At 31.5% G+C, this 20,973-nt stretch carries 24 protein-coding genes; 17 read left to right on the forward strand and 7 right to left on the reverse strand.

Going from position 1 to position 20,973, the window contains the following annotated elements:
• The first annotated feature begins 37 nt into the window (after positions 1 to 37).
• The 3 genes from Q0829_RS17720 (at position 38) to Q0829_RS17730 (ending at position 1,576) form a co-directional block, all read left to right on the forward strand.
• Positions 38 to 478 carry an SRPBCC family protein gene (locus tag Q0829_RS17720; RefSeq protein ID WP_298545703.1) on the forward strand — a complete coding sequence of 147 codons (441 nt, stop codon included), beginning with the start codon at positions 38 to 40 and terminating at the stop codon, positions 476 to 478.
• A gap of 11 nt (positions 479 to 489) precedes the next feature.
• A complete protein-coding gene (locus Q0829_RS17725) occupies positions 490 to 861 on the forward strand; it encodes a hypothetical protein (protein ID WP_298545705.1) in 372 nt (123 codons plus the stop codon).
• Positions 862 to 1,039: 178 nt separating this feature from the next.
• A complete protein-coding gene (locus tag Q0829_RS17730; protein WP_298545707.1) occupies positions 1,040 to 1,576 on the forward strand; it encodes a GNAT family N-acetyltransferase in 537 nt (178 codons plus the stop codon).
• Positions 1,577 to 1,692: 116 nt separating this feature from the next.
• Here Q0829_RS17730 and Q0829_RS17735 read toward each other — a convergent pair whose 3' ends face one another.
• Entirely contained in the window at positions 1,693 to 2,151 is a 459-nt protein-coding gene (locus tag Q0829_RS17735; protein ID WP_298545708.1) for a hypothetical protein, read from the reverse strand.
• A gap of 289 nt (positions 2,152 to 2,440) precedes the next feature.
• On the opposite strand from Q0829_RS17735, the gene Q0829_RS17740 reads away from it, so the two are divergent.
• Together Q0829_RS17740 and Q0829_RS17745 are read left to right on the forward strand one after the other, a co-directional pair.
• Positions 2,441 to 2,917, forward strand: coding sequence for a DinB family protein (locus tag Q0829_RS17740; protein ID WP_298545710.1), 477 nt, complete (start codon positions 2,441 to 2,443; stop codon positions 2,915 to 2,917).
• A gap of 208 nt (positions 2,918 to 3,125) precedes the next feature.
• Entirely contained in the window at positions 3,126 to 3,605 is a 480-nt protein-coding gene (locus Q0829_RS17745) for a hypothetical protein (RefSeq protein WP_298545711.1), read from the forward strand.
• A gap of 267 nt (positions 3,606 to 3,872) precedes the next feature.
• On the opposite strand, the gene Q0829_RS17750 is transcribed toward Q0829_RS17745, so the two are convergent.
• Positions 3,873 to 4,391, reverse strand: a complete 519-nt coding sequence (locus Q0829_RS17750) for a fasciclin domain-containing protein (protein WP_298545712.1) — start codon at positions 4,389 to 4,391, stop codon at positions 3,873 to 3,875.
• Between the two features lie 122 nt (positions 4,392 to 4,513).
• Here Q0829_RS17750 and Q0829_RS17755 point away from each other — a divergent pair, with 122 nt between their 5' ends.
• The 10 genes from Q0829_RS17755 (at position 4,514) to Q0829_RS17800 (ending at position 13,614) form a co-directional block, all read left to right on the forward strand.
• Complete coding sequence (locus Q0829_RS17755; protein WP_298545713.1) at positions 4,514 to 5,065, forward strand: RNA polymerase sigma factor; 552 nt, start codon at positions 4,514 to 4,516, stop codon at positions 5,063 to 5,065.
• Positions 5,065 to 5,850 carry an anti-sigma factor gene (locus Q0829_RS17760; protein WP_298545715.1) on the forward strand — a complete coding sequence of 262 codons (786 nt, stop codon included), beginning with the start codon at positions 5,065 to 5,067 and terminating at the stop codon, positions 5,848 to 5,850. Before Q0829_RS17755 ends, Q0829_RS17760 begins: the two co-directional genes overlap by 1 nt.
• Positions 5,851 to 5,885: 35 nt before the next feature.
• Positions 5,886 to 6,716 carry an AraC family transcriptional regulator gene (locus Q0829_RS17765; RefSeq protein WP_298545717.1) on the forward strand — a complete coding sequence of 277 codons (831 nt, stop codon included), beginning with the start codon at positions 5,886 to 5,888 and terminating at the stop codon, positions 6,714 to 6,716.
• 57 nt (positions 6,717 to 6,773) lie between these two features.
• A complete protein-coding gene (locus Q0829_RS17770) occupies positions 6,774 to 7,361 on the forward strand; it encodes an SRPBCC domain-containing protein (protein ID WP_298545718.1) in 588 nt (195 codons plus the stop codon).
• 3 nt (positions 7,362 to 7,364) lie between these two features.
• Positions 7,365 to 7,907: a DUF4287 domain-containing protein gene (locus Q0829_RS17775; protein ID WP_298545719.1), complete on the forward strand. Its 543-nt coding sequence runs from the start codon at positions 7,365 to 7,367 to the stop codon at positions 7,905 to 7,907.
• 176 nt (positions 7,908 to 8,083) lie between these two features.
• The gene (locus Q0829_RS17780) at positions 8,084 to 8,482 is read left to right on the forward strand and encodes a heme-binding protein (RefSeq protein ID WP_298545720.1); all 399 of its coding nucleotides are present in this window, start codon (positions 8,084 to 8,086) and stop codon (positions 8,480 to 8,482) included.
• A gap of 261 nt (positions 8,483 to 8,743) precedes the next feature.
• The gene (locus Q0829_RS17785; protein ID WP_298545721.1) at positions 8,744 to 9,385 is read left to right on the forward strand and encodes a spermidine synthase; all 642 of its coding nucleotides are present in this window, start codon (positions 8,744 to 8,746) and stop codon (positions 9,383 to 9,385) included.
• 31 nt (positions 9,386 to 9,416) lie between these two features.
• Positions 9,417 to 10,352 (forward strand): pyridoxal-phosphate dependent enzyme, encoded by a 936-nt coding sequence (locus tag Q0829_RS17790; protein ID WP_298545722.1) that lies wholly within the window; start codon positions 9,417 to 9,419, stop codon positions 10,350 to 10,352.
• A gap of 152 nt (positions 10,353 to 10,504) precedes the next feature.
• A complete protein-coding gene (locus tag Q0829_RS17795) occupies positions 10,505 to 10,864 on the forward strand; it encodes a BlaI/MecI/CopY family transcriptional regulator (RefSeq protein WP_298545723.1) in 360 nt (119 codons plus the stop codon).
• Positions 10,864 to 13,614 carry a M56 family metallopeptidase gene (locus tag Q0829_RS17800; protein ID WP_298545724.1) on the forward strand — a complete coding sequence of 917 codons (2,751 nt, stop codon included), beginning with the start codon at positions 10,864 to 10,866 and terminating at the stop codon, positions 13,612 to 13,614. The genes Q0829_RS17795 and Q0829_RS17800 overlap by 1 nt, the downstream gene beginning before the upstream one ends.
• Before the next feature lie 150 nt (positions 13,615 to 13,764).
• Here Q0829_RS17800 and Q0829_RS17805 read toward each other — a convergent pair whose 3' ends face one another.
• Genes Q0829_RS17805 through Q0829_RS17820 form a run of 4 tightly spaced genes read right to left on the reverse strand, consistent with a single transcriptional unit; the run spans position 13,765 to position 17,236 of the window.
• Positions 13,765 to 14,673, reverse strand: a complete 909-nt coding sequence (locus Q0829_RS17805) for a hypothetical protein (protein ID WP_298545725.1) — start codon at positions 14,671 to 14,673, stop codon at positions 13,765 to 13,767.
• 30 nt (positions 14,674 to 14,703) lie between these two features.
• Entirely contained in the window at positions 14,704 to 15,171 is a 468-nt protein-coding gene (locus tag Q0829_RS17810; protein ID WP_298545726.1) for a hypothetical protein, read from the reverse strand.
• Between the two features lie 20 nt (positions 15,172 to 15,191).
• Positions 15,192 to 16,265, reverse strand: coding sequence for an alpha/beta hydrolase-fold protein (locus Q0829_RS17815; protein WP_298545727.1), 1,074 nt, complete (start codon positions 16,263 to 16,265; stop codon positions 15,192 to 15,194).
• 29 nt (positions 16,266 to 16,294) lie between these two features.
• The gene (locus Q0829_RS17820; RefSeq protein WP_298545728.1) at positions 16,295 to 17,236 is read right to left on the reverse strand and encodes a hypothetical protein; all 942 of its coding nucleotides are present in this window, start codon (positions 17,234 to 17,236) and stop codon (positions 16,295 to 16,297) included.
• A 247-nt stretch (positions 17,237 to 17,483) separates the two neighbouring features.
• On the opposite strand from Q0829_RS17820, the gene Q0829_RS17825 reads away from it, so the two are divergent.
• Both Q0829_RS17825 and Q0829_RS17830 read left to right on the forward strand, forming a co-directional pair.
• Positions 17,484 to 18,641, forward strand: a complete 1,158-nt coding sequence (locus tag Q0829_RS17825; protein WP_298545729.1) for a histidine kinase — start codon at positions 17,484 to 17,486, stop codon at positions 18,639 to 18,641.
• A 10-nt stretch (positions 18,642 to 18,651) separates the two neighbouring features.
• On the forward strand, positions 18,652 to 19,386 hold the full coding sequence (locus Q0829_RS17830) for a LytTR family DNA-binding domain-containing protein (RefSeq protein WP_298545730.1): 735 nt from the start codon (positions 18,652 to 18,654) through the stop codon (positions 19,384 to 19,386).
• A gap of 111 nt (positions 19,387 to 19,497) precedes the next feature.
• On the opposite strand, the gene Q0829_RS17835 is transcribed toward Q0829_RS17830, so the two are convergent.
• A complete protein-coding gene (locus tag Q0829_RS17835) occupies positions 19,498 to 20,961 on the reverse strand; it encodes a glutamate synthase subunit beta (protein WP_298545731.1) in 1,464 nt (487 codons plus the stop codon).
• Positions 20,962 to 20,973: the final 12 nt, after the last annotated feature.

A 20,973-nucleotide genomic window follows, 5' to 3' on the forward strand; every position in this document is an offset into this window, starting at 1 on the left:
CATATTCGTTTTAGAGTTTTGTAACTAAAATCATAAAATGACATCATCAAAAAAACAAACGAATCATCATTTTCGATATTCAATCTTGATAAATAATTCCCAACAAAAAGTTTGGGATTATTTAACAGACGTTAATCGATGGAAAGAATGGGATACTGAACTTATTGATTCAAGTCTTCCGGAAAAGTTCTCGTTACATGCAAAAGGTATATTAACACCGAAAAAAGGACCTAAATTAAAATTTCATATTAGTGAATTGATATCCAATAAATCTTACACATTTGTAACTAAAATGCCAGTTGGCACTTTAGAAATAAAACGAACTCTTGTAAATATCGGAGACCAAATCGAATTTACTGACGATATTAGATTTACAGGGTTCCTAAAAAGGATTTTCGGACTTATACTTGGTAGTGGTTTTAAGACTGTTTTACCGGGAGTAATGGGAAACTTTAAAAGACTTGCTGAACAGGAATAAAATATATTAAAATGATTGGATTAAGAATAATTTACATATTGAATATCATTGTTGCAGGTCAAATTGCAATTTCTGCTCTTTCAAATCCGAAAAACTCTGCCTTAACAACTTTCGGAAATGCTTATCAACCAACAGAAGTAATTAGACTGGTAGGTTGTTTATGGTTAGCAATTGCGGTTTTATCTATTTTCGGACTTTGGAAACCAGTTACGTTTTCACCTGTACTTTTACTACAATTAATATACAAAGGAACCTGGCTATTTGTTGTGGCGCTTCCAGCATTTCGAAACGACATTCCCTTTCCTAAAGTTATGGCTATATTTTTTGTTATTTGGGTTTTGGTTTTACCATTTTTAATTCCTTGGAAAGAGTGGTTGAATTAAATCTCATTCTAAATTTGCTACCCAAATTGCTCTAAGCTGGCTAATTCAAATAGGATATCGAATAGGGTAAAGTAACGTGTATGATTCATTGTTACTTTTTAATTAATCACAACTTTCAAAATCTTTGTATATTTCGATAGTGGAATAATATTAAGAGTCATTCCAAACCGAATATAAAATGTATAGTAAATTTCCTATCCTAGAATCCGAAAGAGTTATCTTAAGACAATTTGCTGAGTCGGACTTAGAAAATGTTTTTAAGGGACTTTCTCATCCGGATATTATAAAATATTATGGAGTGAGTTTCGATAGTTTAGAAGCGACAAAAGAGCAAATGATTTGGTTTTCTGACCTGGAAAAAAATGAAAATGGAATTTGGTGGGCTATTTGTTCTAAAGAAGATGGAAAATTTCTTGGAGCAGGAGGTTTAAATGACGTAAGTAAAGAGAATAAAAAAGCGGAAATTGGTTTTTGGTTATTGCCAGAAAATTGGGGAAAAGGAATTATGACCGAAACAATGCCAATTATCCTAAAATATGCATTTGATAATATTGGACTACATAGAATTGAAGGTTTTGTAGAAACGGAAAATTTGAACTGTAAAAAAGCTCTTGCAAAACTACAATTTAATTTAGAAGGCACTATGCAAGACTGTGAAATTAAAAATGGTGAATTTATCAGTATAGATATTTACTCAAAATTTGCAAATAAATAAAATACGCTGCAACGCAGTATAAAGTGAACATTAAATCCATCAATTGATTCAAATATAGTTGCTTGCTTTGACTTAAATACTTGATGTTAATCTTCCTTTAATTAAAGTTATATATACTAACTCACTCCATGTCTTTTTTTTCGTCTTGCTTCTCTTAACAATCTTTTTTGATTTCTCTTTCGCTTTCGAGCTTCTATTTTTTCTGGAGAACCTCTTAGCAGATATTTCACATAACCTACACTATTGCCTACACCAATGGCTATATAATGAGGGATCGCAAAAAAGCCTTCAAATATTTGTCCAAAAACAGTACCATGTTGTGAAGTACAAGCCCTACCGATATAAGACATGCGCCACCAATGACGTGTTGGCTTCCCTTCGCTCCCGTCCTTATACACCTCTGTCGCGGTAATATAAACGCATTGCATATGATGCCAAGGGGTACATTTATTTACATTTCGAGTTCCTCTCTCAAAAAGCGTTACAGAAAGACTGTCGTTTGCAACTAGCACTTCCTCCTGTGCTACAGTTCTTACGCAAAACAATAGTAAAACAATGACAAACAAAATCTTCATAATACTAAGATAGGAAATTTGAACATAAGATATATCCTGGTTAAACGCTTCACTTCTTATTATTTTTCAAATTATGTCATCCCCTCCGACCGCTAAATCATATTTCACGATGCACCAATAATTTATTCACTTAAAAATAGAAATATTCAGATTCCTCTCAGTTTATTCTGAAAAACAAAAGGTATTAAACCAAAATTCCATTGAAAAAGTAAAAAATGTTAAATCTAATTTGTTTAACTGATATGTATTTATTCGTATTTTCAGTTTTATAAAACAAATCCAATTAATAATGACAAAAAGTGAACTTATTGCTAATCGATTACGAGAAGTTTTGTTGAATGGAACTTGGATTGCGAACACCAATTATAAACAACAAATAGAAAGTCTGACGTGGCAACAAGCCAATCAAAAGATCGAAACTCTAAACACTATTGCTGTATTAACATATCATATCAATTATTATCTAGCTGGAGTTTTAAACGTTTTTATGGTAGGAAAACTCGAAATTAAAGATAAGTTTAGTTTTGATATGCCGCCTATTACCTCCGAAACTGATTGGAAAAATCTTATAAATGAATTTTTGGTTAACGCAGAAAAACTTACTCTTGAAGTAGAAAAAATGGATGATCAAAAATTGGACGAAATATTTGTAGATCAAAAGTACGGAACCTACTCACGAAATATTGAAGGTATCATTGAGCATAGCTATTATCATCTTGGGCAGATTTCGCTTATAAAAAAACTAATAATAGAAAATAATAAGTAACACACTTCGATACTACTTAAGACTGATTTCGCAATTCAATTCTATTTCGATATTACAAACCGAAGGGATGCCTGTATTTCTATACATACAATTCAGCTGGTAAATCTGACAATTCGGTAAAGTTATTTCTCTATTTACTTGAGATAGCAATAACTTTCTAGAAAATCAATACGTCATGTTTTTAAGTACTATAGGGATAATTCACTTCGTGTCATCAATAATTTCATTAATATCTGGCACAATGGTTTTGGCTAAATCAAAAGGAACAACAACACATAAACAAATAGGCTATATATATACGATATCTATGTTTATTGTTCTCGCAACTTCATTTATGTTATATCGGTTGCATGGTACATTCGGAATATTGCATTGGTTCTCTGTCATAAGTAGTATCACCCTCTTGTTAGGAATTGTACCAATGTTTATTAAATCTAAAGGATATTTAAAACTTCATTTAGGTTTCATGTATTGGAGTGTTATCGGACTGTATTGTGCATTTTTCGCGGAAGTACTCACAAGAATCCCATTTATTCTTAAAGTGGATACTAATATAGTTCCAATTTTTTATTCACTAGTAGGAATTGCTGCAGCGGTGGTTAGTATTGTTGGTTCTATCTATTTCAGAAAATATAAAGAGAAATGGAATACTTTAGTAAATGACTCTGAGAATAATCTAGAAATTTAAATGTATTTATTTGTATAACAAAAAGATACAAGCATACTAAGATGATCAATCATTACATTATTAAGAAATTACTATATGTCTTAATTCTTTTTAAAATAAGGCTATCCAAAAAACTACAAAATACCACTATGCCAGTCTAAGTTCGTCTAAGATATCTAAAAATCAACAGATTAAAGCTTCGATACCTGTCTGTATATAAAAGAAGATCAGTTTGACAATAATATTTTACTTTTTAGATAGCCTTTTCACAAAATAATATAATGACTATTACTTTGGCATTACAACATCACCAATAACATGAATCACTCCATTTGTAGCCATTACATCGGTCTTTACAATTTGACTATAATTCCCATTTTGATCTTTTAACCAGATTTTTCCGTCTTTCTTAACGGCCTTTAGTTTCTCACCATTAAGAGTCGTAAGTTCTGCCTTTCCTCCTCCACTCTTTAATGCGCTCACAACAGCTGCAGCATCCACTTTTCCTGATACTACGTGATACGTAAGAATAGAAGTTAACTTACTTTTGTTAGCTGGTTCTAATAAAGAATTAAGGGTTTTTGAATCAATTTTAGCAAAAGCATCGTTGGTAGGGGCAAATACTGTAAAAGGTCCATCTCCCTTTAGAGCTCCGACCAGATCTGCCGCTTTAAGAGCTGCTACCAAGGTAGAAAAATCATCTACAGATACAGCTACATCTACAATATCCTTTTTTGATTGTGCAAATGTGGATTGCGCAAATACGAATAAGAAAAGTGTCGAGGCAATAAAAATTAGTTTTTTCATGATTTTATTTTTTAATTATTAAACATTGTTAAACGCGCTTTTCATATTCATATACACAAGTTTGTTTCATTTGGATGAGTTTGGATGAGATTTTTTTTAAATTTGAAGAAGCCAATATCTAAATGAAAGACGATTTAGAACTTATAAGGAAGTTACAGAATCAAGATTCTTATGCCTTGTCTAAGGTATATGATCTCTATTCTGGTGCACTTTATGGAGTTATTTTAAGAATGTGCAAGGATGAATCTTTAGCACAGGATTTATTACAAGAAACATTTATGAAAATTTGGCAAAAATCGCATACATATAATCCCGATAAAGGAAAGTTTTTTACTTGGTCATATCGAATTGCAAGGAATATTACATTAAATGCTCTACGCAAAAAAAATGTCCTCATCCAAAATGAGGATTTAAGTGTATATAAAGATAGAAGTACTTCTGAAGAAAAAGAAATCTTAGGATTAGATGGTTCTTTAAAAAAGCTAGAACCTCATCATCAAAGAGCTTTAGAACTTGTGTATTTTAATGGACTTACTCATAGAGAGGCCCATGAGGAAATGGATGTCCCTTTGGGGACATTTAAGTCTTATATAAAACAAGCTCTTAAAAAGTTAAGAGAATCTTATAAAGAAGAACTTCTAATAGTATGGATTATTATTGAAATGATGAGATGATGGATAGGAATACGATAAAAGATACAGGAATATTAGAACAATATCTATTAGGAGAACTTTCTGAGGAACAATCTATCGAAATAGAAAACATCCTTAAGGAAGATAAAGAATTACGAGAATATTTCAGTAAAATGGAAGACGATATGGAACAGATGGCATTAGAAAATGCAATTACTCCTCCCGTCCATATCAAAACAGCTATCTTAAATGAAGTAGAAAATCCTAGCCTAATTGGTAAGGAAAAAGTAATTATATCACAAGCAAGAAAAAAAGTCTCTTATAATTTTGCGATTGCCGCCAGTCTTGCTACGTTGTTTTTATTGAGTTCAGGTTGGTTGTATAACCAATGGAAAAACACTGAACGAACCATGATTACCTTACAACAGGAGACTAATGATTTAAGAAATAGATTGGTAAATCTAGAAGACAATTATAAGGAAACTGATAAATGGTATCAAGCAATTAATCAGCCAGAAGTAGTACAATTAATATTAAAAGGAAACGAAAAATCACCTAACTCTGCTGCTATAGCCTATGTAAATCATCAGAACAAAGAAGTAATTCTTAATCCAAAAGGTCTTTCTAAACTAAAGAATGATAAGACCTATCAGATGTGGGCAGATGTAGATGGAGAAATGATAAATATGGGTGTGATTTCTGCCAATCAAGAGATGATTACAATGAAATATATTGAGAATGCAGCATCACTTAATATTACCATTGAACCTGTTGGAGGAAATGATCATCCTACCGTAGAACAATTAATTTCTAATGTATATCTTTAATACTAGAAATTGTATAAACTCAGCGGTAATTAAATATGTTATTTGAAACACATCAACTGGACTCCCCAATTAGCAAATACATTGAATCTATATTCCATTTTAAAGATTTTATACCTGATCATTCTATAGAACGAGTTGTGCCTACAGGACATGTCTTTATCATATTCGAATTAGACGACATCCCAAGAAATACATTTGACAACACCACCTTAAAACCTAATAGAACCTATACGAAAGTCTGGATATCTGGGATACACAAAAACTATATCTCAATTTCTGCTCATCCAAAATCCGAAATGTTTGTTATTCAATTTAAGCCTTTTGGAACATTTCCTTTCTTTCATTTTCCTGCTGGAGATCTAAGCGAACAAATTCTTTCTTCTGAAGAAGTTTTTGGTAAAGAACTCGTACGACTAAGAGAAAGCATTCTAAAACAAGAATTATCCCAAGATAAATTCAGTCTAGCAGAGAAATGGCTAATAAACAGATTTAATGAATCTAAAGTACCATCTAAAGAGTTACTTTCTGTAGTAGAAAAGTTAGAAACAGAACCAGTAACTAATTTTAATGAAGTTATCGAGAGCTATCCATATACGCAAAAGCACCTTATAGATCAATTCAAAAAGTATATAGGTGTTACTCCTAAATATTATCAACGAATCTTACGATTCAATGAAATCCTACAACAAATTCAGCAAAAAGAAAGTATATCTTGGTCTCAAGTAGCTTATCAATGCGGATATTCGGATCAATCTCACTTTATTAAAGAGTTCAACCATTTTTCTGGTTTCAATCCTCAAGAATTTATCAAGCAAGAATTCAATAAAGATGAACCTAATTTCTTTCCTTTGGATAGAGAAGGTTAATTTTTTACTATCACAGCATTTTTAGTTTTTCTTACTTCGCATTAAATTCATAATCAAATGAGAATACCTGTTTTTACTATTCTAATGGTTTTTCCTTATTTATTTCTTTATTCACAGGATGAAAAGACACATATGGAAAAAAGGGTTACATCCACAGTTGATTCGACCAATAAAAAAGAGCTTGTGCTCATACAAGAGTTTATGGTAAATGTACCATTGGATTCCGTTTGGAATGCTTACACGACTAAAAATGGCTGGGAAAACTGGGCCGTAGCAATAGCAGAAGTTGATTTTAAGATTCATGGAAAAATCAGAACTAATTACAATAAGAATGGAAAGATTGGAGATAGCACAACAATAAACTTAAAAGTCGTTAACTATATCCCAAAAAGGTTAATTACTTTACAAGCAGAACTGACCAGTAATTTCCCGGATTTTATGAAAAAAGACGAGAAAGATCTTTATAATATTATCTATTTTGAAGCAATTACTACTAAAAAAACAAAGGTGACTTCTTACGGAATTGGGTACAAAAACAATCTAAAGTATTTATCATTAATGAAATTTTTTATCAGTGGTAATGAAAAATCATATCTAAATCTTATCACATATTTAGAAACGGGAAAACCATCAATTAACTATTAAACTATGGATCAAGCACTACAAACCATGATTAACAATATGCCTGAAAAAACAGGCAAGTCATTAGATGAATGGAAAAAGGTACTAAAAGAAAAATCATTTACTAAACACGGAGAAGCAGTAAAATTTTTAAAAACAGAACACGGCGTTACTCACGGATTTGCCAATACGATTGTTACCTTATCCAAAGAGTCCAATGATACTCCTGATGACTTGGTTATGAATCAATATAAGGGGAAAGAAAACTTGATTCCTATTTATGAAAAACTTCTTATCCTAGTAACCTCTTTTGGCAAAGATGTTATCATAACGCCTAAAAAAACAAGTGTCAGTATTATTAGAAAAAAACAATTTGCATTAATTAAACCGGCTACTAAAACCAGAATTGACCTTGGATTAAAACTAAAAGGAAAACCTATTACAGAACGACTTCAAAACTCTGGTCCTTTTGGCACTATGTGTACACATAGAGTACAATTACAATCGATTGACCAAGTAGACACAGAGTTAACAGAATGGTTAAGAGAAGCTTATAAAATGGCAGAGTAGTAAGCCTATTCTACACTCAAGTTACAGTTAATGTATTCATACATTGTTTTATATAAATAACAGTAAAAGGTAGTTTTAAACTTTATATTTTATTTATGATATAATTCATCTCTGAATATGATATATTCAGGATATTTATCGGCATTGATTATTTATACTTTTAAAACAAAATTCACATGAACATTACATTAGAACAAGCCGAGAAAATTATTAATGTTGCTAAAGAAAAATCGATTGCATTAAATACCAAAATGAATATTTCTGTAGTTGATGCAGGAGCAAATCTTGTTGCTTTTGCGCGTATGGATGGAGCGTGGTTAGGCTCTCTTGATATCTCTTTAAAGAAAGCAAAAACAGCTCGTTTCTTTGATATGAATACTGGTGTCATTGGAGAACTATCACAACCAGGTGGGTCTTTATATAACATTGAGCATTCTAATGGAGGGCTTATAACATTCCCGGGAGGAGTTCCTATTAAGAACGAAAACGATGAGATTATAGGAGCAATTGGTGTAAGCGGCAGTAGCGTAGAAAACGATCATGCTGTAGCAGAAGCTGGTGCAAACTCCTTATAATTAATTAATAAAGTAGCGTGTAGATTATCTAAAATAAACATTGATAATCTACACGTTTTATTTTATACGAGTTCTGATCTAAAAATACTCAAATAAAACACAGTTATTTTTTGTTTAGGTAAGAAAGAAAGCAACATAACCTAAGCAACGATTAAATTTTATTTTGAAACATAAACGAAAAAGAGCAAATTTTAATGGTAATTTTAAGTCAGAAATGGTATTAGTCTTAATATCGCTACTAACTATCATTAATACTGGTATATGAAAAAAATCGTTAGTTATATCTGGCCACTTACTAAAAAAATTCAGTCTAAAATTAACGGAACTCTGGAAGTCACCTGGATGAATGGAAAAAAAGTGTTAGATAGTGAAACTGCTAACTACTCTTATGGTTCATTACAACGTATTTTAGATTATGGATTGTCTAAAATTTACTTTGATAGTAAATCAAGTGTTCTATTACTAGGAATGGGTGGAGGAAGTGTTATAGATACACTAAGAAATCGATATAAACACAGTGGGCATATCACAGCTGTAGAAATTGATCCAATAATTATTCAATTGGCAAAAGATGAATTTAATATTACTGAAAACAAAGAATTATTGATTATTTCTGATGATGCACTTAATTTTGTGTCTAATTGTCAAAACTCTTTTGATTTAATCATTATAGATCTCTTTATTGATCTAAAGGTACCTATCGAATTCTATCAGATTTCTTTTTGGGATCGACTCATTGAATTAATGAGCCCAAAAGGGAATGTTCTTTTTAACGCTGGCATCCAACTGGACGATGATTCAGACATACAATCTCTTATTGCTAATTATTCCAAAAGGATAGAGTTTCAGCTACATAATAATGTTCATGGAACTAATACATTACTGATAGGTAGAAAAAAATAGTATCTTCGTATTGATCTTACTTTTTATCAGCATGAATGCAAAAAGCCTTAAAGACACTGCCCAAACCATAGCATCTTATATACACAGAACTCCTATCCTAACATCAAGACTCCTTAACGATATCTCAGGAGCAGATTTATATTTTAAGTGTGAAAATTTTCAGCGAATGGGAGCTTTTAAAATGCGTGGTGCTACTCATGCAATTTTACAATTATCCGATGAACAAAAATCAAAAGGAGTGGTTACGCACTCTTCTGGTAATTTTGCACAAGCGTTATCACTTGCAGCTAAGAGTTTAGGAGTAAAAGCATATATTGTGATGCCCTCGAATGCTCCGCAAGTAAAAAAAGATGCAGTAGCGGATTACGGTGGACATATTATAGAGTGTCCTCCTACTCATAAAGATCGTGAAGAAACAGCAAACAAAATTCAAATTGAAAAAGGAGCAACTTTTTTGCATCCTTATAATGACCATAATGTAATATTAGGACAAGGAACCGCAGCTTTGGAGTTGCTGGAAGATTACCCTGATTTAGAATATATATTTTCTCCCGTTGGCGGTGGCGGACTGATTTCTGGAACAGCATTGGCTGCTCATTTTTATGGAAAAAACTGTAAAGTCGTTGGAGGAGAACCTTTTGAAGTAGATGATGCATATCGTGCACTACAAAGTGGCAAATTAGAAATTAACGAAACCACTAACACATCTGCAGACGGACTCAAAATGCCTTTAGGTGATCTTACCTTTCCAATCATACAGAAATATGTTTCAGAAATTATACGAGTAGATGAGGAAGAAATTATATCGGCCATGCGTTTGATTTGGGAACGTATGAAGATCATTATAGAACCTTCTTGTGCAGTTCCATTAGCTGCATTATTGAGAGAAAAAGAGCAATTTCAAGATAAAAAAATAGGAATTATTCTCTCTGGAGGAAACGTAGATCTAAGTAATCTTCCTTTTTAAAAACATTTTAGCACATATTTAACAATCTTCTGAAAGCACTCTAAAACAATATGCTCTGAAACAAAACTACTAATAAATTAGTTGAACTACTAACTTATTAGTTGTAAAACTAATTTATTAGTAGTACGTTTGACATATCAAATTTTAAGAGTATGCAAAAGTTAGCTAAAAGAGAAGAACAGATTATGCAGAGTCTATGGAAACTGGAGAAAGCTTTCATAAAAGAAATCATTGAAGAACTACCAGACCCTAAACCTCATTATAATACAACAGCGACTATTGTGAAAATTTTAGAAGAAAAAGGTTTTATTAGTCATAAGGCGTTTGGTAATAGCTTCCAATACTATCCTTTGATTTCTAAAAATGAGTATCAAAAAGATGTTCTAGGAGAAGTAGTTAATAATTACTTCGACAATTCGCCATTAGCTTTGGTAAAGTTCTTTGCCAAAGAGGAAAAAATAAATTCAGAAGAATTAGAAGAAATTATTAAACTCATTAAAAACAATAAGTAATGGCTTATATCATCTACAGTGCAGCACTTATAGGTTTATCGTATCTTATCTACAGATTATTCCTTTCTAAAGAAACATTTTACCACTTAAACAGATGGGTTTTACTTGGGTTAATCGTTGTTTCGTTCTCATTACCTTTTATATCGGTACCAGAAAATATTTCATTTAGAACTACTATTTTTCAGAAAGCTGAAGTTGAAAATCAAATTACTGAAGTATCCGAAATTCAAATTACAAAAAATGAAATTCGTTATAATGAATCACAAAATGTAACTACCACAACTTCTGAAAGTATTGCAAATACCATCACTCCTTCTATAATTTCTTTAGACTGGAAATCCATTATCATCTATATCTACATTTTAGGAGTTATGGCTTTTGGAGTTAATTTTTTAATCCAATTAGCAGTGTTATTATACAGAATGCTACAGTATCCTAGTATAGAGGTAGATACATATAAAATAGTAGAAACAGATACCAATCATGCTCCTTACTCTTTCTGGAACAGAATATTTATCAACCCAAACCAATATAATCCAGATACCTATTTACAGATTTTGAAGCACGAACAAATGCATATTACCGGTAAACATAGCTTAGATATGCTATTAGTAGAATTACTAGTAACCATACAATGGTTTAATCCTTTTGCGTGGTTATATCGAAAAGCTATTGATAATAACCTTGAATATCTTACCGATAACGGAATGTTAACAAAAGGTGAGAATAAAGAAGTGTATCAAATGAATTTACTGAAAGTATCAACCCCAGATATGCCAACAGGTTTGGCCACAAGTTACAATCAATCATTTCTCAAAAAACGAATAATTATGATGAATTCTAAAAAATCAACTGCAAAATCAGGATGGAAATACCTAATCATTATTCCATTACTGGCTATAACCGCATTATCCTTCAATCCGGTTAGTATTAATCCGTCAATCGCCGAAATTGATGAAACTTTTTCAAATGAATTAGAAACCCCAACAGATGAACATTTTAAGGAATCAAAATTTAAAAATGATTTTACCAAAGGGGTTTGGGATGCCGAAGTTGGCGGGGGAAAACTATGTGTTATGTACAGAAGTTCCGAGCCTCTCAAACGAAGTTTTTGGTCAACAACACGATGTTATGACCCATCTTTCTTTGCAGGTTTTCCTTCTGGTGATAAACAAAAACTGGAAATAACTAGAGATGCAGGAACCATGGTATACGTCGGTGAATTCGAAAATGGTATCGGAGATGGAAGATATACCTTCACGCCGAATGCTAATTTCAGTAGTGATCTGTCCAAACAAGGATTTACTGCAGACAATAAAGAACTTGTTCATTGTTTTCTTACAGATTTTGACAAAACCTATTTAGCGTATCTAAAAAAAGAAAATCTTTCATTAAGTCAAGATGATTTTGAAGATATTATCCATAAAGGACTTCCTCTTGAAAAACTAAAAATGTATCGAAAAGAACTATCAACACTTGGATACAATGATTATACAATGAAGGAAGTATGTAAATTGAACTTATTTGATGTAGACATAGCTTATATAAAGTTTATCAATAAAGTAAATGGTCAAAAGGCCACATTAAAAGAAATTACGAAAGCGAAAATTCACAATCTATCTCCAGAGTTCATTAAATCATATAATGATAATGGATATAAAAAAATGTCACTCAAAGATTATACGAGATTAAAAATCCATAATGTATCTCCTGATTTTATTGCAGACTTTAAAAAAGAAGGGTATACAAATATATCAGCGAAAGAAGCGCAAAATCTCAAAATACATAATGTGACACCACAATATGTTCAATCTTATAAAGATGCTGGATATAAAAATATTACATTAAAGGAAGCTCAGAATCTAAAAATACATAGCGTAACACCAGCTTTTATTAAAAGTTTCAAAAACATAGGATATCCTAATATTACTTTAAAAGAAGCCAAAAACTTAAAAATTTATAATGTAACAGCGGATCTTATAAAGTCTTATAAAAAAGCCGGGCAAACTAAAATCACTTTAAAAGAGGCTACTAAATTAAAAATCCATAACATTTCCCCTTCTCAGGCAAGAACTCATAATCAAAATAGTCAATCAAGCTCCACAAGCAATTCTGGAAAAGGATATCAAGAAGTAGAACAAACACCTGGGGATTTTATAAAACAATTTAAATCTCTTGGTTATGACAATGTATCTGTAGATGATATCATTTCATTCAAAATACATAATGTGACCCCAGAATTTATAAAAAAATACCATCAAGCAGGATATAAAAATATTCCATTAGATGAAATTGTAGGATTGAAAATTCATAATGTAACTCCAGAATTTATTGATACTTTTAAGAAAGCTGGATACAAGAATATTTCATTAGACGAAGCCATGTCTTTAAGAATCCATAATGTATCTCCGGATGCTGCTGCGGAGTATATAAAAATTGGATACAATAACCTGAATATAGATGATCTGATGTCTTTAAAAATTCATAATGTATCGCCAGAGTATATAAAAGAATTTAAAAAGACTAAGTTTGGTAATATTCCTTTGGATGATATTATATCGTTCAAAATTCATAACGTGACACCAGAATTCATTAAGCCTTTTGAAGATTTGGGATATACTAATATTACAGCAGATCAAGCACAGAGTTTAAAGATTCATGGAGTTACCCCTGAATTCGTAAAATCATTGAAAAATCAGGATGAAAACGTTTCATTGGATCAAGCCATTAGAATCAAAATTCATTTTTAAATATTTATAAACGAGCCAACTAATAAATACCTAAGTTAAGTACATTCATCAATCATTAAAAAGCTACTAGTCCAATCGGATGAGTAGCTTTTTTTTATTTGATCAATACAATAGCTATATCTGATTTCTATATCAGAATTATATAGAAACTTATTTTTGTATATGCAATCCTATTTGTCTATGTATTCTGAGTGAATTATCTTTTTCTCTACGCCAGTATGAAATGCCAGTTCCTGTACTATTTCCTGAAAATCCAGGAACCGACCAATCCACATAAAACCCACCATATTTGATATAGCCTTTACCTACTTTATCATATGCATATGTCATTACCTCTAAAGAATCTATTGTAGCAGGATACTTATAATAGCCTTTATAATGTTCTATCAAAATAGCCTTTCCTGTTTTAATAGTATCAGCAAATGGTAAGTACATTGCCTCATCTGTATATGAATCAGTAGTTCTTTCTGGAATTCTAGCTCTTACATTGCTTTTACCTAAAGCAGCGTAGGCAGCTAATTCTCTTGGTGTTTTAATGATTTCTGGCGCTGTAGTACTTGCTTCGGGCACCAAGAATACAGTTGGATTATCCATACGTTTTAGATACCCAAAAGATTCTGCACGTAATTTTAGTTTTCCTTCACCATCTTTCTTCCATACGTTGAAATATTTACCTTTTATTGTTTCGGAGCTTTCAAATACTTTTGTAAATAAACCTATCTCAATAATTCTATTTGGAAATTCTAAAACATCTATTGTTTCTCTCTTGTATTCTTTAATCTTATTCCTACCAAATATAGTATCATAATATATTTTTATATTGTTATTATTTACTATTAAAGGGTTGTAATCGGTCATTAATAATGATTCATGATCATATAAATCACGTATTTTTTCAAACGACCCCATTTTTGCTGCATTGATGATTCTTCGATTGTACTCTTGTAAAAGATCTTCTACTGTTTCTAACTCTTCTAATTTATCAGCTTTATTATTTTTTGAGTTTTCACATCCTAATAGTACTATTAACATAAAAACTAAGGATACATATTTCTTCATTATTTAGTTTTTTAAAATTCTGAATTTTGTTTAAGAAGTCATATTAAAAATAACTTTCCATATTTTTAAAGAGTTATCTTTCATCCTTCTGAAAACAAATAGGTTTTTAGTTTCAAAAGTATTGGGTGTCCCTTCATTAATGGGATAAAATGTTCCTGTTACTTTACCGTGCATGATTACATTTTTTTCAAAAGAATGCATCTCAGTTATTTCATGTGTCATATCTGCAAAACCGTATTTTTTTTCGTTGTTGATATGTTCTATTAAAGAAGCTTTGGTTGTAATTATTGGATGATTAGGGGCCATATGTATTAAATCATCTACCCAAACATCCATTTTATCTGCTGTGGAAATTTTATGATCGTCTAATACTTTTAAAATAGCCTGTATAGATTTTTGATCTTGTTCTTTAGAATAATTTGGAGTTTCTAAACTATTCTTACATCCTATGAACAGTGATAAAACTATCATACTCCATAATAAATGTTTGCCTTTCATTTTCTTACAATTAGGGTTATTTAAAATTTCAGATGTTCATTTAAAAATGGTAATACTCTTTTGGCGATGCGTCCTTCATCGCCCCAATATTTGTTCCAGGGATCTCCTACAAATTCAATTCCTTGATGATCCACACCTATATCCATTAATTTTTTGCTAAATCTGCGATTAGAAATAACGTGTGCCTGTGTCTGATCAAATCTGGCCCAATCGAATGCAATTGCTTTTAAACTTCTTAAGTTATCTGCGTATTCGTCTAGTTTTTCATCCAAATGAAATTCTTTTTGCTCCTTTCTTATATTTTTAGGATGGATTTTTAATACTCCCTTGTCATCTTTTTCAAATAAAAAATCACAGTAAAACGGTGGTCTATTAGTATTAGGAAGAAATGCTTGACAGATACTTGTGAAAATTTGAGTTCTTCCTGTTCCTTCTATCACTTTGTAGGACTTGGCAGAATGTATTTTTTTCCAATCAATGTCTAATGAAGCTCTTGGTAAATATCCTGTTCCTGTGGCTACAGGATGCATTGCATAAACAATATTAAAAACTTCAGGATATGCCATGCCAAGCTTTAATGCTCCTCTCCCGCCCATAAAATGACCGATTACGGCTCGGCTGTTATTATTTGGAATCGTTCTGTAATTTTGATCAATATATACCACCAATTCTTTAGTTATAAAATCTAACCAATAACCGCTGGTGCTAGAGTTTTCAAAAAGGCTTCCAATCGTAGGTGAAGTAAAATCTGCAACTACAAAAACAAACTCATTAGATCGATCTTCAGAAATATTTTTATCTATTATTTCAGGAGTTTTATGATCATTAATAACAATAGATGGATTAGAGAATACATTGTGTAAGTAGTAAACTACTGGATAATTCTTTTTTGATGTAGCATAACTGGGAGGAAGATAAATTTTTATGTTTCTTTTTGTACTTAATCCTACTTTATTTTTCTCTAAAACTTTAGAGGTAATAGTATCATTTATTACACTTCCCTTCATCAGATACTGACCAAATGCATTCGGTAAGAAAAAGATCATAAAGAAGATTACAAACGTAATTGCTTTTAATTTTGCAGAGTAATTCATAGTTTAAAGTATTGTATTAACCAGTTGTATTAATAATTATAATCGTAGGTAGATATTTGTCTGAAAATTTTCAAGCTCCCATTAGGTGCTCTTTTCCATATCTTTATGCCTTTACCAGTGCTAATACCTGAATACTCAGTGTTCCGCCAATTGGCAATATGACTCGCGATATTCACCACATATACTCCTAAATCATCAATGTGATTGTTTCTAATATCCAGTTTCTCAAAAACAGGAAGCTCCGCTACATGGCTTTTAATAAATACATCCAAACTTTTTTTATCTCTAAATATGGGTTTATAACTAAACAGTGCTACCGCATCATCTGCATATATTTGTGACCATAGCGTATGATCATGATGAGAAATGAATTCTTCTGTAAAACTATTTATGGAAGCTATTTCGAATCGAATATTGTTATCTACAGGAAGGTGTCCTTGAAAGGCTAATACAGTTCCTGGAACATGATCAAATTTTAGTTGCTTCGTAAGATCTGTATGATGATCATAGTTCCATATTTCCGAAATCAATAAAGGATTTCCTTCTCCCTTACGCCATATATCTATGTATTTCCCCTTAAGTTCTTCTTCTTTTTCTGCGTTTTTTAATCTTACTTTCATTTCAAAAGTTCCTATAACTGCGAGTTGAGAACCCAAATCCAATGTTTCTATATTTTCTCTTTTGTATTCTAAAATATCGAATCGATCAAAAAATGCTTTGTGATAGATTAATGCGTTCTCTTTTCCTAAAAGTGTTTTTTGAAATGCAGGCATCAATCGAATCTCTTTTTCATAATACTTCTCAAAAAATTTATCATTAGCATTCTGCATTCCTTTGATATAGTCTGCAATGAATTCATTAAGATGTATTTTGATGTTTTCGGTAACTATTGATTCTGTTTGAGCAATTACCTGTTCAACACTTATAAAAATTAATACTAGAAATAGAAAGTTGCTTCTAAAATGTCTCATAAGTCTATTATTTTCAATGGTTTTCATCTAAAATATCCTGAAAACAAATACAGTAATAACTGAAATTGATAAAACCATATCTATAATTGATGACCGACATCATATTGTCTCTTATTGTAAAAAATAGAAGTGATATTGGATCTAGAGTCGTTTGTCAACAATTTGAGCACATTCGTCAATAAAATAGCACGACTATATGTGTTTAAAAACTATTTTCTTATTTTACTAGGTCTTAAGTAATAAGTTTATGCGGGTAGAATTAGACACTATAAAGAATTCTAAAATACTTACCGGTTTATATCGCTATAAAATGCACCATCTCTTATTTTGGTTTGTTTATCACTATATGTGGTGGACTATTGCTGCGGGTAGCGCTACAGAAGCGGCATATAATATTTTGTTTTCTGAATATACCACAAAATTTGTTTTTTATGTGGTCTTTCAGGCAATTAGCGTTTATTTCAATCTATATTATCTAATCCCCAGGTTTTTAGAAAAAAGGAAATATTCTCAGTATCTATTTTTGCTTGGAATCACGATATTAGTTACAGCAATAATTATAACATCAGGATACTATGTTAATGCATACATTTCTTCTCAATCTTTTGAAGAATTGTTTAAGGGTCAAAGTTTTATCCAGTTATTTAAATCCAATTCTTTAGGATCGACATTAGCAAGTATGACATTAGCTATGAGCATAAAACTGGCAAAAAACTGGATTAAATCACAACAAAGGACGCAGTTACTAGAAAAAGAAAAAATAGAAACTGAACTTAAATTTTTAAAATCACAATTCAATCCTCATTTTTTATTCAATACTATCAATTCAATTTTTGTACTGATCCATAAAAACCCTGATATGGCTTCAGAATCTCTAGCAAATTTTTCCGATCTTATGCGCTATCAATTATATGAATGTAATGAGTCCAAAATCTCTTTAGATAAAGAAATAAATTATCTTAAAAATTTTATTGATTTAGGAAAACTAAGACTTGATAACACGGTGAAGGTGATTACTAACATTGAAGATCAAATCTATGGTAATGTTTCTGTAGCCCCTTTTATTTTAATGCCTTTTGTAGAAAATGCTTTCAAACATGTATCTCAAGGTAGTAATCAAGAAAATTGGATTTCTATACATTTTCATTTTTCAAATGAAAAAATCCTATTTGAAGTTGAAAATACTATCATTGATTATGATGATAATTCTGATGACTTGATGAAAAACAGCGGAATAGGTTTAAAAAATGTTCAGAGAAGATTAGATTTAGTATATCGTGATCAATATGAACTTTCTATAAAAAAAACGGGAGAGCGTTATAAAATAAAGCTTGAAATAGCATTGAATAGAACTCCCTCTTTATCAGAAGAACCTATTATACCTATAACTTCATTACAATCTTAAAAAAGAAATCATGGTTTTAAAATGTATTGTAATTGATGACGAGCCTTTAGCTAGAGAGTGTGTTTCTAATTATATTAAAGAAGTAGACTTTTTAGAATTGCAAGGATCTTGTAATAATCCTTTAGAAATCAACAAGATCAAGAATTCGCATCAAGCAGACTTGCTATTTCTGGATATTCAGATGCCAAGAATGAATGGAATAGAGTTTCTAAAATCTATGAAGTCTCAACCAATGGTTATTATCACAACTGCTTTTCCTAACTATGCCTTGGATGGATTTGATTTGGACGTAATGGATTATCTACTTAAACCTATTACATTTACGCGCTTTTTCAAAGCCGTTTGCAAGGTAAAAGAACAGTATCTTTTGACACAAAACAAAACTAGTATAACTCAGAATCAGGATAATTCGAGATCTGATTATGTTTTTATAAAATGTGAGAATATTTATAAAAAAATATATTTTAATGATATTTTATTTATAAAGTCTATGCAAAATTATGTTGCTTTTCACACTACTGATGGAAAGAAACATCTCTCTTTAATTCCTCTTAAAGAAGTGGCTAAGCAATTAGATTCTGATATTTTCATACAAGTCCACAAATCATACATTGTTTGTATTCATAAAATTGAAGCTATTGAAACAGAAGGAATAACAGTTGGTTCGCATTATGTCCCATTAGGACGTAACTATAAAACATCTATCATGGAAAAAATAGTAAATGATAGGATTTTAAAAAAGTAAATTGAAGATAAAAATACTTCTCCAAAAAAAGCTGCTAATTTGAAGATTAGCAGCTTTTTATTAACACTTAAAAGATTTGCAAGATTTTTTAAAACCTCGCAAATCTAAATTTTAAACTCTTGGTAAATCTCCCTCACCCTTAAGAGGTAAATTAGAGCTTCCCATTAAATAGGTATCTATATGATGTGCTGCTTGTCTACCTTCTGCAATAGCCCAAACAATAAGAGATTGTCCTCTTCGTGTATCTCCAGCTGCAAAAACTCCTTTTACATTTGTTGCATAGTTCTCTTCAGTTGCTTTTATATTTGTTCTGGCATCCATATCAATTCCTAATTGTTCTGCAATGGTTGGTTCTGATCCGGTGAATCCCATTGCTAATAAAGCTAACTCACATTTCCATTCTTTCTCTGTATCAGGAATTTCTTTTAATGTAAAACGACCATTTTCTTTTACCCATTCTACCTGAGAAGTTATTAGTCCTCTAAGATTACCATTTTCATCTCCTAAGAATTCTTTGGTAGAAATGCTCCAATTACGTTCTACACCTTCTTCATGCGAGGAACTGGTGCGTAATCGCATAGGCCAAAACGGCCATGGCTGATTAGCAGGGCGTTCTATAGTTCCTTTACCCATGATTTCAAAATTCGTAACTGAAGTAGCACCATGACGCACTGAAGTACCAATACAATCAGATCCTGTATCACCACCACCAATTACAATAACATCTTTATCAGTTGCTAAAATCTCTTCTCCTAAATCTTTGATCCCATCTACTCTACGATTGTTTTGTGGTAAGAAATCCATGGCTTGCACCACACCTTTAAGATCAGCTCCTTTAACCGGTAAATTACGACGAACTGTTGCTCCTGTACATAATACTACAGCATCAAAATCTGCTTTTAATTGATCTGCTTTGATATCTTTTCCAATATGAGTATTTGTTTTAAATACAATACCTTCTTCTTCTAGAACAGTAATTCTACGATCAATCACATTCTTTTCCATCTTAAAATCTGGAATACCATAACGTAACAATCCTCCTACTTTTTCATCTCTTTCAAAAACAGTTACTAAATGTCCCGCACGATTCAATTGTTGCGCTGTTGCTAGTCCGGCAGGTCCTGAACCAATTACAGCAACTGTTTTACCCGTTCTACTTGCTGGGGGATTTGCTTTAACCCAACCATTTTTAAAAGCTTCTTCAACTATATTTTTTTCTATGTTTTCTATGGTTACAGGATCTTCATTGATCCCTAATACACAAGCTTCTTCGCAAGGTGCAGGACATAATCTCCCCGTAAACTCTGGGAAGTTATTTGTAGAGTGTAATATACCAGCAGCTTTTTCCCATTTACCTCGATACACAGCATCGTTAAAATCAGGTATCAGATTTCCTAACGGGCATCCGCTATGACAAAATGGGATTCCGCAATCCATACATCTCGCTCCTTGATTTTTAAGCTTACTTTCCTCCATTGGTACAGTAAACTCTTTGTATCCTTTAATACGATCTTTAACAGGTTGGTACTGTTCTATCTCTCTTTCAAATTCTAAAAATCCAGTTATCTTTCCCATGTCTATTATCGT

The sequence above is a fragment of the uncultured Aquimarina sp. genome (genome assembly GCF_947492405.1).
Lineage (GTDB): Bacteria > Bacteroidota > Bacteroidia > Flavobacteriales > Flavobacteriaceae > Aquimarina.